Source organism: Enterococcus sp. AMC1252 (assembly GCF_058216515.1).
Genome location: NZ_CM177097.1, coordinates 1,199,279 through 1,215,241, shown reverse-complemented (window position 1 = coordinate 1,215,241; position 15,963 = coordinate 1,199,279). Strand labels below are relative to the sequence as shown.

Below are 15,963 nucleotides of genomic sequence, written 5' to 3'. Positions count from 1 at the left end.
CTAATCCTCACTAATAAAGGCATCTTTAACGCGATGCCAAAAATGCATATGTCGATACGAAGCAAAATGTATTCGCTCATCAGCAATTCGATAATAAATCGATTTGATGTCATCTTGATAAATATCCAATTGATCTACTGTAATTAAATAATCGTTACTTTCCTGTAGCTTAATTTCAACCCATTCAGTATGAGCAATAACAATAGGTGATCCTAACGTTCTAAAAACTCGGTTATTCAATGAAGCAATTTCCGCGAGTTGAAATGCATTGATGCTAGGATGCAATACCGCTCCACCAATACTTTTATTGTATGCTGTTGATCCTGTTGGTGTCGAAACTGACAACCCATCTCCTCGAAAGCGTTCAAATAATTCATCTTTGATAAATACATCAGCCACCATAGTACGATTTGCACGTTTAATTGTCGATTCATTCAATGCTAAAAAGTGCTTATCTGGTTTATTACCATGAAAACTTATTTTTACATCTAGCAATGGATAACTAATACTTTTTTCTTGATGAACTAAAAGACTTTGAACTAATTCTTCCAATTCATAATCTCGCCAATCTGTATAAAAACCTAAATGTCCTGTGTGAACACCTAAAAAGCTGACTTCATTCAGACGATGACTAAAACGATGAAATGCTGATAATAGCGTGCCATCTCCACCTACTGAAATCACTAGGTCTGGTTGATGGTCATCAATCTCAATTTTATTTTTTTTTAAAAGTAGGAGTAAACAGCGGGTGACTTCATTCGATTTGTGTTCATGATTATGAACAATTGCTACTTTCATCTTACTCCTCCTTTTTTCTATCTAAACCTTCTTTAGTGTCGTTGAATTTTTGATAGTAATTGTCTTTTGATTTTCCTCGTCCATGAGAGAAAAGATGCTGCGCTTCTTGAATTTCTTCGCGAATCGTGGACATCTCTTCATCTAACTGATATGCTGCTTCTGCCGCACGTTGTAGCCGTTCTTTCATCTCTTCTGGAAAAGCACCTTGATATTTATAGTTCAAAGAATGTTCGATCGTTGCCCAAAAATTCATTGCTAAAGTACGTATTTGGATTTCTGCTAAAATCTTTTTCTCTCCTGTAATCAATTGAACAGGATATTCAATCACTAAATGATACGAACGATAGCCACTCTCTTTTTTATTTGAAATATAATCTCGTTCCTGAATGATTTGCAAATCTTTTCGGTTGCGGATGATATCCACAACTTGCCTAATGTCTTCAACGAATTGACACATAATACGAAGTCCTGCAATATCCTGCATTTCTTCTTCTAAACGATCAATTGGGATATTACGCAATGTTGCTTTTGTTAGAATACTATCGACAGGCTTTACTCGCCCCGTTACAAACTCAATAGGTGTATGTTTATTTTGTTCTCGAAACTGCTTGCGAATACCGCGCAGCTTAACTTTCATTTCTCCAACAGCCTGTTCATACGGTGCTAGAAAAAGCTCCCACTCTTTCTCCATCCTCATCCCTCTATTTCTTTGAATTTGATTCACAGCTTATTTTACCATAGAGCCGGTAAAAATAGGGTAATTTGAGAAATTGTCTCTATTTTTTCGACAATGGCGAATTTTTTAACTTCTAGTTCACTTTTCTTGACGTAAATAGGTAAAGTATGCAAAAATTGAATTAAATTAAAGAAAGTGGGTCAACAATCAGTGAGCGAGAATTTAGAAATAGAATTCAAAACATTACTAACTATTGAAGAGTTTTCTCGCACAGTTAACTACTTTCAACTAAAAGAAGAACAATTTTTTACACAAACCAATTATTATTTTGATTCAGTCGATTTTCAATTAAAAAAAAGACAGATCGGCTTAAGAGTTCGTACACTATCAAATAATGCAGAAATCACTTTGAAAATCCCTGAAGAAGTCGGCTTGTTGGAAATCAACGATGCTATTTCTCTTGAAGAAGCGCAGCAAATTGTTACGTCTGTTACACTTCCAAATTCTGGAAATGTATATAATAGACTGACTACTTTAGGAATCGATAAAAATGATTTACGTTTAATCGGCAGCTTAACAACTAAACGAGCAGAAATAAAACTTCCCCAAGGTTTACTCGCACTAGATGAAAGTTGGTACAATGAGCAGCATGATTTTGAGTTGGAATTAGAAGTAGATGATCCACATGACGGAAAGACTGATTTTATTGCCTTATTGGATACTTTGAGTATCAAAGAATGCCCGTCACCGAATAAAATCCAACGAATGATGATGAGCTCAAAAGAGAAAGATTAAGAAGTTATTATAGCAAAAACATATCATTTCATTTTTCCCAGATTTTCTGATAAATTAGGGACACTTAGTTGAGAAATGATGTCTAGTTGCAAAAGAGTCAAATTGGAGGAAGTATGAATGATTGAAATCTATCTGTTCGTTAATCCTTTGGGGGGCATTTGTCTCAACGTAGAAAAGGATATTTTGAAATTGGTTGAAACTGAAAATAAAAAAATTCAATTTCGTTTCATTCCGTTAGTTAATATGCGGACCATAAATCACCTTATTAAGTTGTTCGATATTCCATCACATGATATTGAACGTCGTAATCAATTGTTTGAAGACATCTATTCGGCAGCATTAGATTATAAAGCAGCACAACTACAAGGAAAGAAAAAAGGACGCCATTTGCTTTTAGGCTTGCAACAAGCTGTTGCAGTGGATAATATTCCCTACTCTTTAGAATTAGCCGAAAAACTAGTAGTGGATGCTGGTGGCGATCTAGATATGTTTAAAGTGGATCGTCAATCTGATTTTGTAAAAGAATCTTTTCAAACAGACCAACAAATTGCGCGCGAAATGGGTATTGTAAAACACCCTTCTGCAGTTGTTTACAATTATACATGTGATCGTGACTTTGGCGTACTCGTAGAAGATTGTGAATCTATGGATGAAATCAAAAAGCTTTGCGAAACATCCGAAGATAATCTACAGTATTTTCATGAAAAATTTGAGTTAAATCATTATAATGAGTCTCGAGTTCCACATGGACATTTACATTTGCTTTAATTTCTGATAATAAAGAGAATGATAAAAAAACAACCCTTTCAAAGTAAATTGAAGGGGCTGTTTTTTTATCATTCTTTAGTCTAAATCTCTCAATTTTTATTGTTCTAAAGATGCAACAAGTTCTTCTAATTCTCCTAGTCTCATTTTAAAGACATTCATAGCATCTTCTATATATTGAGGTCTTGTCATATCTACTCCCGCTTTTTTCATTACTTCTATTGGATAGTCACTGCTACCAGACTTCAAATAAGTCAAATAGTTTTCCAAAGCATGTGGTTCCTTGGCTAATATTTTATTTGCCAATGCTGATGCTGCTGAAAAACCTGTAGCATACTGATAAACATAATAATTGTAATAAAAATGAGGAATTCGTGACCACTCTAGAGAAATTTCTGGATCTTTCATTACTTCTGGTCCATAGTACTTCTGATTCAACTCCCCATAATAATCTCCTAAGTATTCACTAGTTAACGGCGTTCCTTTCGCATCTTCAGTATGGATAAAATGCTCAAATTCAGCAAATTGTGTTTGTCTGAAAATAGTCCCTTTAAAACCATCCAAATAATGATTCAATACATACGCACGAATTCGAGGATCTGTTTCTGTTTCTAATAAATATTCTGTTAAAAGATTTTCATTTGTTGTTGAAGCAATTTCAGCCAAGAAAATTGAATAATCCCCATAAACATATGGTTGGTTATTACGAGTAAAATAACTATGAACACTATGCCCCATCTCATGAACTAATGTGTATAATTGATCCAAGCTATCATGCCAGTTCATTAAGATATAAGGAGCTGTATCGTAAGCACCAGATGAATAAGCACCGCTGCGTTTTCCTTGGTTTTCAATAACATCGATCCAGCGGTCATCAAAAGCCGTCTTCACTACATTTAGATATTCTTCTCCCATTGGATTCAAGGCAGTAATCGCCTTTTCCTTTGCTTCTTCATAAGAATACTTGATTGAAGCTTCGCCTAAGATTGGTGTGTACATGTCATACATATGAAGTTCATCTAGTTTTAACAAACGTTTACGTAAAGACACGTAACGGTGAAGCAGAGGTAGATTTTGATTTACCACATCAAGCAACGTATCATAAACACTTTCAGGGATGTGATTGTTACTCAAAGCTGCTTCTCTCGCAGATGAATAGTTGCGAACTTTTGCTTTATAATTATGCGCCTTAACATGTGAACTCAGCGTTTGCGCAAAGGTATTCTTAAACTGATCATAAACCTTATACAAGCCCTTAAATGCTTCTTCACGAACATTCCTATGGACATTCTCCATTAATTGTCCATACACGCCATGTGTAAGTTGTATTTTTTCGCCATTTTCATCTTCTATAACTGGAAACTTTAAATCAGCATTATTCAAAATAGAAAAGGTATTGCTGGATGCTTCAAAAATTTCACCTGCACCAGCCAATAATGCTTCTTGTTCAGCAGATAAGATATGTGGACGATCGCTCAAAATGTTTTCAATAAAATGACGATACGTTTCCAACTTCGTATTATCAGCGAAATAACCCCAAATCTTGTCATCACTTAATGATAATACTTCTGGCTCAAACCAAGCTACAGCTTCACTTGCTTGAGCTAGTAAAGAACTTGCTCTAGCATATAATGCTTGATAAGTTGTATTAGTCGTATCTTGATCATTCTTTAAATGAGCATAAACATAGATCACTTCGATTTTACGGTAAATGCTTAATAACATTTCTATACTACTTAAAAATGAATCACTATTTTTTCCTAATGTTCCCTTAAAATGTTCAACTTCCTTTAATTTCTCTGTCAAAGCTCGGAATGCTTCATCAAATTCTTGATCGTCTTTAAATATTTTCGTCAAGTCCCATGTTTTCTCAGCTGGTAAACTTGAACGCTCTGGTAATTGCTTTGCTTCGCTCATTATATCGGCTCCTTTTTTAATTATTCTTCATTGTTTTATCTTATCATATTTTTAAAAGGAGTAGCAGTGATTAGACAATTATTTTCAATAATCTGCAACCACTCCAATACACCATTAATTTTTTGATTATCTACTTCTGCTGTAATTTTCCAGCTATTGCCGATTTTTATCATATGGTTGCAAGCAATCATATATGTGAGTATTTGACTCAAACAATACGTTTGAACTGTCTTATAGGGGATATTTGGCAATTCATAAAACAAATCCTTTGATTTATCCAATTCCGCTTTTAGAACATGAATTAATTCAAAGTGCTCAATAACATTCTGATCAAAAAACTGTACCAATTCCCAAATGCGAGCTTTCAATAACAAGTCTGATCCTCTACAGCAAAAAATATGTAGACCAGGATAATAAAACCAATTTGGCAATTGAAGAATATGAAAACGCTTGTTATATAATTCCATTTGAACAGTTCTAATCTTTTCATCTCGTTTATATAATTTTTTACTTAACTCTAAATGATACTCACCGATAAGTTCTCCAATTTTAAACTTTCTTTGACTATAAATTTTTGATTTATTTGGAAATTTTAGAATTTCTAGTAGACATTCACTGTAAAATGACCACCTTTTCGATGACAGGTACGTTCTCTTTTTCCAATCTTCTTCTATATGGAAATGTACAGTCAACTCTTCCAATTCCCAATCTGCTGTCCATAAGTAAAAGCCTATCCTATCGGAATAACAACATAAATTTTTAGCCAACTCATTTAAAGTCCGGCCCTTTGAAAATAATTTTTTACCACAAATCCAAATAGGAATATAGCCATGTTTTTGATAATTTTTGGTTCGTTCGACCAATCGCTGTGTGCTTAATGAACTACATTGAATTTCTAAAGCAAGTTTCCCAATCAAAAGATCTGGACGCTGATTCAATTCTGGTAAATATTTTTCCAGTTCGTACCCAATAGATTTTTTCTCACACCACTTAGCAAAAGCATCTTTCAATGTTAAATGTTCGATTGTTTCACCTTCGGAATAAATGCTACAAGTGCTGTTATTATAATGAGAAAAATGCGGCAACTTTACTTTACCATTCTTAATCCTAACTGGATGACTACATGCTGGACAATAGTACATTTGACCTTTTAGTTCTTCGATCTCTTCTCTTGATAAGTGTAACAGTGTTACAACTTTTTTGTCTTTTGAATATGCGTTCAACATATCACTCACCTCATAATTAAGGTACGCTAAAACAATTTAATTTCATCAAAAAAACTGAAACAAAGCATAATCGCTTTGTTTCAGTTTTTTTAGTTTATTTAAAGTAATATCTTGTTAGCTCTAATGCATTACGTTCCATGATACATGTACCATATTCATTCAAAGTTTCAGGCGTAACTGTAGATAAATTAGCAAATTCCAATAGCTGAGCTAATTCATTTTCCACATCATTTTTTCCTAATTCATCCAATAAGAATATCGCTTGGAGATAATATGTTCCTTTAAATGTATATAAATTCGCTATTACAGACTGCAAGAATACTTCATTCGCCAGCTGGACCATTGTATCAAAATCGTCAAGCTCAAACACTAAATTCTTTACTGTACTATCTGCAAAATCCTGTGTTTCATCTGCAAAATCTTCTTCAATTTGTTTACGAATTATATTACTGACTTCTTCTGAGTTTAGATCACTAAAGCCTTCAAAATTAGATACTTCATCAATCGACGCATTCTTACTAATAAATAGTTCCAATCCATCGCTTTTTGGCAGAACCTGAAAGGTAACAGCTTCACTACCCTGAAATTCATCTTCCACATCAACTTCTTCTAAAATACTATAGAAAAAATTTTCTACTTCCTTGTGGTTGCCAAGTAAATCTAAAAAAGTGATCCCTCTGTCAGCTAGATCTTCATTACCAATCAACACACGTATTGTATTTTCATTGATATGTTCCATTTCCATGTCGCTACACCTCACTTTTGCTAATCAGGAAACTTATTCTTACGTACATTGTAGCGGAATCACGCCAAATGTAAAGGGAAAAGTAATAATATTGCTAAATAATCTGCTGTCTTAGTATAATCCTAAAATCTTGCTCTAACTGCTTATATGTACTTTTTCTATAATTATTTATAAAAAAAGTGATAATTCACTTACTATGTAGAGATTAAGACAAAAGAAAACCCTTGTCACAAGGACAAAGGTTCTCCTTTTACATTTTATAAACCTGCCATCAATTGCGCTTGACGTAATTCCAACTGCCTAACTCCTCTTGGCAAGAAACGTCGAATTTCATCCTCATTAAAACCAACCTGTAATCTTTTTTCATCAATCATTATTGGTCGACGCAACAATCCAGGATTCTCTTTTACTAACTCTAGCAAGTCCTGTAACGGAAGTTCATCCAAATCCATATTAAGTTTTTGGAAAACCTTAGAACGAGTAGAGATAATCTCCTCTGTTCCATCTTCTGTCATTCGCAAAATTGCTTTCAATTCAGAAATATTCAATGGTTCTGAGAAGATATTTCTTTCCTTGAATGGAATCTCGTGTTCTTGCAACCATGCACGAGCCTTACGGCAAGACGTACAACTTGGGGAAGTATAAAGTGTCAACATGTGCATCACTCCTTTATGTGATTTTCATCACTTTTTTGAAACAGGAAAATCTTCTGTTTTCCTATTTAATGTAAGTATACCCAATTTCTAATTAAAATACTAGCTCTTTTTTCAAAAAAAAACGTAGTTTTTCGTTATTTTACGTGTTTTTTTTAAATATTAAAATAAAGAATGGGTTTTTTCAACATAAAATTATAACGTTTTCAAAAACTTTAAAAATGGTACAGCTTTAATAATCTGCTATAACTGTACTAGTCTAAAAATTCTGACATTTTATTTTTTTCCAGTAATCCTGTTTTTTTTTTCTTTTAGCTGTATAATGATATCATGACTTTTTATTAATTGATTAAGGTGGTTACTTTATGGAAACTATTTTTTCAGGCATCCAACCTAGTGGTATTCCGACAATCGGAAATTACATTGGTGCAATGAAACAATTTATTGAATTACAAAATCACTATAACTGCTATTTTTGTATAGTTGATGAGCATGCGATCACAGTCCCACAAGATCCTTTGAAACTACGTCAACAGACACGTAGTCTAGCAGCCCTTTATCTAGCTGTTGGTCTTGATCCTAAGAAAGCAACGATTTTCATCCAATCTGAAGTATCTGCTCATGCTGAAGCTGCTTGGATCATTCAATGTAATACAACAATCGGTGAATTAGAGCGTATGACTCAATTTAAAGATAAATCCCAAAAAAACGGACGTACAGGAGTTAGTGCAGGACTTTTAACTTATCCGCCTTTAATGGTGGGAGATATTGTTTTATACAACGCAAACCTTGTACCTGTTGGCGATGATCAAAAACAACATTTAGAGTTAACACGAGATTTTGTAGAACGTTTTAACAAACGTTATGGACAAGCAAATCAAGAAATTCTGGTTCTCCCAGAAGTAAAAATTGCTGAACAAGGTGGACGTGTGATGAGTCTACAAGATCCAACCAGCAAAATGAGTAAGTCAGATTCAAATGCTAAAGGCTTTATCTCTATGTTGGATGAACCAAATATCATCCGTAAAAAAATCAAGTCAGCTGTAACTGATTCAACAGGCATTATTGAATATGATCCAGAAAACAAACCAGGAATTTCTAATTTATTAAGTATCTTCTCTGCCTCTACTGGTCGCTCAATTGATGAAATAAGTGCAGATTATGAAGGAAAAGGCTATGGTGAATTTAAAACAGATCTAGCTGAAGCAGTTGTTGGTCTACTAAGCCCAATCCAAGAACGTTATCTTGAATTATTAGCTTCAGATGAATTAGATGATATCCTTGATGCTGGTGCAGAACAGGCCCGCCTTGTCGCTAACAAAACATTGCAACGAATGAAAAATGCTATTGGTTTAGGAAGAAAGCCACGTAAAAGAAATTAACAAAAAAGCCAAGCTTAGCAGCTTGGCTTTTTTGTTAATCTCTAAATTGTGCATCATGCAACCGGCGATAATGTCCACCTTTTTCCAGTAACTCTTCATGAGTCCCTTCTTCTAATATACCAGTTTCACTAACAACAATGATTCTAGTTGCGTGTTTGATTGTCGCTAAGCGATGAGCAATAATCAGCGTTGTTCTACCTTCCGCTAGAGAGTTTAATGATTCTTGAATCACTTGTTCAGTCTCCGTATCCAAAGCAGAAGTTGCTTCATCTAAAATTAAAATAGGCGGATTTTTTAGGAACATTCGAGCAATTGCCACTCGCTGCTTTTGCCCTCCAGAAAGCTTTACTCCCCGTTCACCGATCATGGTATCCAAACCTTCGGACATTTGATCAACTACTTTTTCTAAATGAGCTAACTGGACGGCCTTTTGAATTTCGACTTCTGTCGCATCTAGTTTACCATAAGCAATGTTTTCCCTAATCGTTCCTGGAAATAGAAAGACGTCTTGTTGAACAATACCGATTTGACTTCTCAAAGAAGCTAGTGTCATATCTTGAATATTGATATCGTCAATGGTAATTTGTCCATCTGTTACTTCATAAAACCTTGGCAACAAGTTGCATAATGTTGTTTTTCCTGAGCCACTTTGTCCTACAAACGCTACTGTTTCACCTGGCACAATCTGCAAATCGATATGATTCAATACTTTCGTAGAATCTGCATAAGAAAATGAAACATCTTTATAGACGATATCGCCATGTAAATGATTCACAGTTAGCGCATTAGGTTTGTCTTGAATTGTAGGTTTCTTATCGATCTCTTCAGTAAATCTTTTAAACCCAGCAATTCCTTTTGGATAGCTTTCAATCATATTATTGACTTTTTCGATTGGGCGAACGAAAACATTTGACAATAGAATAAACCCAACAAATTGCCCATCTGTGATTTCGCCTTTAATTGTATAATATGCACCAAAAATCAGCGTAAACAAGTTAATGAGACGGATCAAAAAGTAATTGTACGCCGAACTGATTCCCATCACTTTATAAAATGTAATCTTAGATTGGCGGTAAGCTTGATTCAATCCCTCAAAACGTTGGCGTTCAAATGGTTCATTCGCAAAAGATTGTGTCACACGAATACCACTAACTGACGCTTCAACTCCTGCATTAAAGTCCCCAAGGTTATCATAAATTTTGGTATTGACTTTTGTCATCTTCTTATTAAAAAAGACTAATGCAATCGTAATAAAGGGTAAAACAATAAACGTAGCCAAAGCCAATTGTACATGGATTCGAAGCATCAAGTAAAATGATCCCACTAAGGTCATAACTGTTATAAATACATCCTCTGGTCCATGATGGGCAACTTCAGATATTTCAAATAAATCTGTTGTTAAGCGACTCATCAATTTCCCAGTTTTTTGATTGTCATAATATTCAAATGGCTGCGTCTGCAAATGTTCATATAATTCACGGCGCATATCCGTTTCAATATTTACTCCTAATTTATGACCAAAAAATACTACAATGTACTGTAAAAAAGTATTGAGTATATAAAATAAAAGCAGGCCAACGCAGGCTAATGCGATTAATCTAAAATTTCCTTTGGGCATGATTTTATCAATAACTTGATTCACAACAACTGGAAATGATAATTCCAGCAAACCAGCTAGAACCGCACAACCAAAATCCAAAATAAATAAGTGCTTATATGGTCGATAATAACTAAAAAAACGTTTTAACATAAACTCCCCTTTCTCTTGACACTATGTCTATTATACGCAAAGAAAGAATAGGATGCAAAGTTTGAAAACTAAGATAAGCCCAAAAATTCTATGTTTCTTGTAATAGATAATATCAATTATACCCCGAAAACATATTTATTATTTGCGAATAAATATATAAATAAAATATAATAACGACAAATGAATTTTCAGGTTGAAAAATAGTTCTTTTAACTATATTATAGATGAGGCTATATGTTTAATAGATAGCTAGTATTTATTATTTATAAGGAGTGTTTAAGTGAAAACAGCAAAATTAGTTATTGGCATTATTAGTATTATTTTATCATTGTTAGTCCTATTTCAATCTTGTGTTGCAGGCTTAGCAAACAGCATGCAAAATAATGGTGAAGCTGGTGGAAGTGCCGGCATGCTTTTAGCCATCTGTTTATTAGTAGCTGGAATTGTTGCCATTGCAACTCGTAATTCTTCTGGTAATGGCGGTTTTGTGGCTGCTGGATTTTATATTGCAGGAGGGATCATTGCTTTCTTACTAGCAGGAGGATACGGAGATTTATATATCTGGTCTGTATTGTCGATCATTTTTGGTGCTACCTTCGTTATTGGGGACACAAAAAAAAGAAAGTAGTATTGAATATAGATTCCCTAAAATCTAAACCAGAGAGAAGACATTCTCTCTGGTTTTTTATACATTTTGAAAAGTGCTATCCACTGTTATGTCAATCACTTGAAAAGACCAAAACAATTTGGTAAATTATAGCTATACATGTACATCATAAAAAACACCGATGAGTAGCTTATGTCTTGGGGAAGATAGGCCTGATCGGTGTTTCTGTTTTTTATTATACTAAATGTAGTTTTTTTTTACCACTTCAAAAATTTGCTATCGATATTACTTTTTTGAAGAATAATATTTCAAAATATGTTTTTTTATTGGCTTTCTGATTATGAAGTTACTGTTTGGATTGTGTATTTTTTATAGAAGTAAAATTATTTTCGTTACTATTTCACAAATACACAGTTTCTCTCCTATGTTACAATTAATTCGTTGTAAATATTTATCTATAAATGAGGACTAGGACGACTTGTGAATAATATTAGCTATTCTATCAATGATTACTATCTCTTTCACTAACTCATTATAGTCGGTTTCAGTCACAACAACGACTTGTCTGCTTTCTAATCTAAATTAAAATTTTCTTTCTGTTCTTTTGTGAAAAAGTTCGCTACAATGAAAGAGGATTTTGAAAATTTTTCTGAAAATAATTAAGGGGTGCAACTTTTTAAATGAAAACCATTGTTTTTGATGTGGATGATACAATTTATGACCAGCAACAACCTTTTAGAAACGCGATTAACTCAGTTTTTCCTTGTGTGAAAGCTGAAGATATGCATGCATTATACATTCGTTTTCGTTTCCATAGTGATGAAACCTTTCCAAAAGTCATGGCTAATGAATGGACACTAGAATACATGCGCTTTTACCGGATCAATGAATCATTAACTGATTTGAATTATCCGAATGTTTCACAAGAAGATGGACTAACTTTTCAAAAGACTTATGAAGATGAACTGGATAATATCGTTATGCATCCAGAAGTAAAAAAAGTGTTTGATTTTTTAAAAGAAAAAAACATTCCTATGGGTATTATTACAAATGGTCCTACAGACCATCAATTCAAAAAAGTAAAACAACTTCAACTAGAAAACTGGGTTCCAACTGACAACATAATTATTTCTCAAAGCACTGGCTTTCAAAAACCAGAGAGAGAAATTTTTGACCTTGCAGCTAAAGAATTTGGCATGGACTGTGAACGGACATTATATGTAGGCGATAGTTTTGAAAATGATATTGCTGGTGCTAAAAATGGTGGCTGGAAATCTTTATGGTTTAATCATCGTCTAAGAGAAATGCCTGCTGATGAAGAAGCTTATCACATAAAAGAGGTCACTTCATTTGAGGATTTATTCCCTACAATTCAATCATTATTTTCATAATAAAGTAAAAAAATACAGTCTGTACTTAAAAAATCTGAGTATAGACTGTACTTTTATTTTATTCACCAATACTTAAGATCATTCGAATATCATCTTCAGTCATTTTAGCTAGTTGTTCTTCATTTCCTTGGATCACTTTCTGGAATAATTCACGTTTCTCCTGCTGTAAAGAATCCATCTTCTCTTCAACAGTCCCTTCTGCAATCATACGCCACACTTCTACAACATTTTTTTGACCGATTCTATGTGCACGTCCTGCCGCTTGTTCTTCCACCGCTGGATTCCACCATAAGTCATAAAGTATCACAGTATCAGCACCAGTTAAGTTTAGGCCCGTTCCACCAGCTTTCAAAGAAATTAAAAAGACATCTTTTTCACCAGCATTGAATGCATCTGCCATAGCCATCCGTTCTTTAGGTTTTGTACTTCCTCTTAAATAAAAAGTTGATAAACCTAAGTCATGTAATTCTTTTTCAATGATCGATAACATACTGGTAAATTGTGAAAAGAGTAATACTCGTCGATTATTTTCTTTAGCAGCTACTAACAAGTCCTTGACTTGCTCTAATTTTCCAGAACCACCTGTATAGTCATCAATAAATAAACTAGGATCACAACAAATCTGGCGCAAACGAGTCAATCCAGCGAGAATACTCAAGCGATTCTTCTTAAAAGCATCTTGATCCATTTGACTAACATCTTCTTGCATTTGTTTTAGATAGGCTAAGTAAACTGTTTTTTGCTCTTCTGTTAGAACACTGTACAAATTACTTTCGATTTTATCAGGCAAGTCAGCTAGTACTGTTTTCTTATCTCGTCTTAAAATAAACGGCTGAATCATTTTAGCTATGTTTTCTGGCTTCATTGACCTGAATAAAGTTTTTGATGGAAATAAACCTGGTATGATCATTTGGAAAATCGACCATAACTCATCTAAATTGTTTTCGATTGGCGTTCCACTTAGTGCAAAACGTTGAGGAACGTTTAAACTTTTTAAAGCTTGGGCTGTTTTCGTTCCACTGTTTTTCACCATTTGCGCTTCATCTAAAATCAAGTAGCCTAAATTCAACTCTTGATACATATCAATATCTTGTCTAAGACTCGCATATGACGTGATTAAAACATCTAAATCCTCTTGGTTGGCTAATTTTTCTCGTTCTGATTTATTTCCAGCTACGACTTCAGCTTGTAGATCAGGAGCAAATTTCTTTAGTTCCGCTGCCCAGTTATAAATCAAACTGGCTGGTGCCACAATCAAAGCAGCACCTGTTTGTTTTTGTTCTTCTTTTTCAGATAATAAATAGGTGATCGTCTGAAGTGTTTTCCCCAGACCCATTTCATCTGCCAAAATACCGCCAAATTGATAATAACTCAGCATTTTTAACCATTTAAATCCATCGATTTGATAGCTTCTAAGTGTAGCTTGGATTTTTTTTGGAAGGACCGCTTCAAATTTTTCTGGATGGGTCAGATTTGCTACCATTTCTTTAAAAGAGTCTGAAAAATGAGCTCTAGTATTGTTTTCAAGCATATTTTCAATCATCAAACCTTGATTTCGTGGTACTTGAATTGTTCCTTGAACGTTTTTCATATTTTTTCTCAGCATCGTCAGAACTTCACTTGTCTGTTGAAACTCTTCTGAATCTAAAGATAAAACTTCACCTGTTTCCAACGTGTAAAAACGATCATTACGCAATAAACTTGCTAAAACAGCGTCAATTTCCTGCTCAGCTATTCCAGTGATATCAAAGCGTACATCTAACCATGAATCAGAATCAGAAACTTCTATTAATGGTTGATGATGGGCGGCATCCAAATAGAGTTCTCGTAATTTTTTTCCCATTCGAACTTCACCTAGACCTCTAAATGTCGGAACTTCTGCTTTAAAAAAATAATATAGACGCTCACCAGCAGGTAGCGGCTTTTCATAACCGTCAACAACTTTTTGATAGCCAAATGCGGTTAATTGTTCTAGAATTTTTTGCTCTTTTTTACTATCACGAACTACTTCTTGATTGGCTCCAGAAGCAACTGAATGCTCTTTATCAGTTGAGAAAACTACTTCTCCATAAGTAAAGTCGACTCGAACTTTGATCATTCCTTTGATCTTTCGAAAAATAAAAATTGCTTCTAATTGATGATATACCACCTCTTGGACAACTTCTTCACTGACGTTTACGATTCCTAGCTTTTTTAACAGAGGAATCACTCCACCGAATAGATCGGACAACTCAGATTTCGCATAAATGATCTCAGGTTTTTCGACTCGTTTTAATAGCTGTAATAATGTTGTATAAATTGCTTCTTGTTCTTGCGAAAAAATATAGACTTGATCTTTACTAAGTCCCCACTGATAGTGAGATAAAAACGTTGTGATCTGATCATCGATTGCTAATATATATTGGTCCTCTGTTTGTTTCCTTACATCAAAAAAGATTGGTAATGCTCCTGTTGCAAAGGACAGATGGCGATACTTTTGACCTTCATCATTTAGTTGGAAATGAGGGAGTTGACTCATTTTTTCAAGTAGTGTTCTTCCTTGATCGATTGGTAAAATAAGATACCTTTTGTCGATTTTTCCTTTTACTTGGACCCCATTAGCACCTAATAATTGACTCGTTTGATAAATTGCTGCCAGCTGTTCCAACAACTCTTGATTTTCAATTGAAAAAGCTTCTTTCACTAAATCAAAATGATGCTGCTTATTGATCAAAAAAGTACCTTCTTTTTGGAATGACTGGAAGAACTCACCAATATTTTTAATAATATACGTTTTAGGTTTTACCCCTCGATTTCCGAGACGTAATGAAACACCTAAAACAGCTAACTCTGGATAATAACTGTTCGTCTCAATAACGTCCACGATATACTCCACGGTCAATGGTGTGACCTTACTTTTTTCTTCTATGTGATTTAACTTAGCGAAACCTTTGGTGAACATCTCTGAAATAGACAACGTTCGTTTTTCAAAATGGACTGGTTGATCCGCTTTTATGATTCGGGAAGTTCCCTTTTGGCGTAAATACAACTCAACTGCAACAGTGTGCTTACAATAGCCATGATCCTTCCAATACGGGCACTCACAAATATCATTTTCTTTAGCAGTTCCATCTAACTGTATGCGATAAAGTTCATTCCCCAATACTTCTGCATGCCAGATTTTTTTTTCAGGATCTTGCACAACTGACAGAACTCTACCTTCTTTCATATATTCCCTACCGCGTTCAACGATTCTTTCTGGAATACTCCACTTCATTT

Annotated in this window: 13 protein-coding genes; 5 read left to right on the top strand and 8 right to left on the bottom strand. The window is 34.2% G+C overall.

The features are described from left to right. On the bottom strand, positions 1-798 hold the full coding sequence (locus AC4BB5_RS05615; RefSeq protein ID WP_490458390.1) for an NAD kinase: 798 nt from the start codon (positions 796-798) through the stop codon (positions 1-3). Position 799: 1 nt separating this feature from the next. After that, complete coding sequence (gene yjbM / locus AC4BB5_RS05610) at positions 800-1,489, bottom strand: GTP diphosphokinase (protein ID WP_490458389.1); 690 nt, start codon at positions 1,487-1,489, stop codon at positions 800-802. Positions 1,490-1,684: 195 nt separating this feature from the next. Here yjbM and AC4BB5_RS05605 point away from each other — a divergent pair, with 195 nt between their 5' ends. Both AC4BB5_RS05605 and AC4BB5_RS05600 read left to right on the top strand, forming a co-directional pair. After that, entirely contained in the window at positions 1,685-2,269 is a 585-nt protein-coding gene (locus AC4BB5_RS05605) for a CYTH domain-containing protein (protein ID WP_490458388.1), read from the top strand. Between the two features lie 117 nt (positions 2,270-2,386). Then, positions 2,387-3,037, top strand: a complete 651-nt coding sequence (locus AC4BB5_RS05600; protein ID WP_490458387.1) for a DsbA family protein — start codon at positions 2,387-2,389, stop codon at positions 3,035-3,037. Between the two features lie 96 nt (positions 3,038-3,133). Here the strand turns inward: AC4BB5_RS05600 and pepF are convergent, their stop codons facing one another. From pepF to spxA, 4 genes are all read right to left on the bottom strand, one after another. After that, the gene (gene pepF, locus AC4BB5_RS05595) at positions 3,134-4,951 is read right to left on the bottom strand and encodes an oligoendopeptidase F (protein WP_490458386.1); all 1,818 of its coding nucleotides are present in this window, start codon (positions 4,949-4,951) and stop codon (positions 3,134-3,136) included. Positions 4,952-4,986: 35 nt separating this feature from the next. Then, a complete protein-coding gene (locus AC4BB5_RS05590) occupies positions 4,987-6,177 on the bottom strand; it encodes a competence protein CoiA (protein WP_490458385.1) in 1,191 nt (396 codons plus the stop codon). A 94-nt stretch (positions 6,178-6,271) separates the two neighbouring features. Next, positions 6,272-6,922 (bottom strand): adaptor protein MecA, encoded by a 651-nt coding sequence (locus tag AC4BB5_RS05585; protein ID WP_490458384.1) that lies wholly within the window; start codon positions 6,920-6,922, stop codon positions 6,272-6,274. A 257-nt stretch (positions 6,923-7,179) separates the two neighbouring features. After that, the gene (gene spxA, locus AC4BB5_RS05580; protein ID WP_010760718.1) at positions 7,180-7,578 is read right to left on the bottom strand and encodes a transcriptional regulator SpxA; all 399 of its coding nucleotides are present in this window, start codon (positions 7,576-7,578) and stop codon (positions 7,180-7,182) included. Between the two features lie 362 nt (positions 7,579-7,940). Here spxA and trpS point away from each other — a divergent pair, with 362 nt between their 5' ends. Next, complete coding sequence (trpS, locus tag AC4BB5_RS05575) at positions 7,941-8,957, top strand: tryptophan--tRNA ligase (protein ID WP_490458383.1); 1,017 nt, start codon at positions 7,941-7,943, stop codon at positions 8,955-8,957. Between the two features lie 34 nt (positions 8,958-8,991). On the opposite strand, the gene AC4BB5_RS05570 is transcribed toward trpS, so the two are convergent. After that, positions 8,992-10,707 (bottom strand): ABC transporter ATP-binding protein, encoded by a 1,716-nt coding sequence (locus AC4BB5_RS05570; RefSeq protein ID WP_490458382.1) that lies wholly within the window; start codon positions 10,705-10,707, stop codon positions 8,992-8,994. Positions 10,708-10,987: 280 nt separating this feature from the next. Here AC4BB5_RS05570 and AC4BB5_RS05565 point away from each other — a divergent pair, with 280 nt between their 5' ends. Next, a complete protein-coding gene (locus AC4BB5_RS05565; RefSeq protein WP_490458381.1) occupies positions 10,988-11,335 on the top strand; it encodes a hypothetical protein in 348 nt (115 codons plus the stop codon). Positions 11,336-11,994: 659 nt separating this feature from the next. Beyond that, positions 11,995-12,705 carry an HAD family hydrolase gene (locus tag AC4BB5_RS05560; protein ID WP_490458380.1) on the top strand — a complete coding sequence of 237 codons (711 nt, stop codon included), beginning with the start codon at positions 11,995-11,997 and terminating at the stop codon, positions 12,703-12,705. 58 nt (positions 12,706-12,763) lie between these two features. Here AC4BB5_RS05560 and AC4BB5_RS05555 read toward each other — a convergent pair whose 3' ends face one another. After that, the gene (locus AC4BB5_RS05555) at positions 12,764-15,961 is read right to left on the bottom strand and encodes a DEAD/DEAH box helicase (protein ID WP_490458379.1); all 3,198 of its coding nucleotides are present in this window, start codon (positions 15,959-15,961) and stop codon (positions 12,764-12,766) included. Positions 15,962-15,963: the final 2 nt, after the last annotated feature.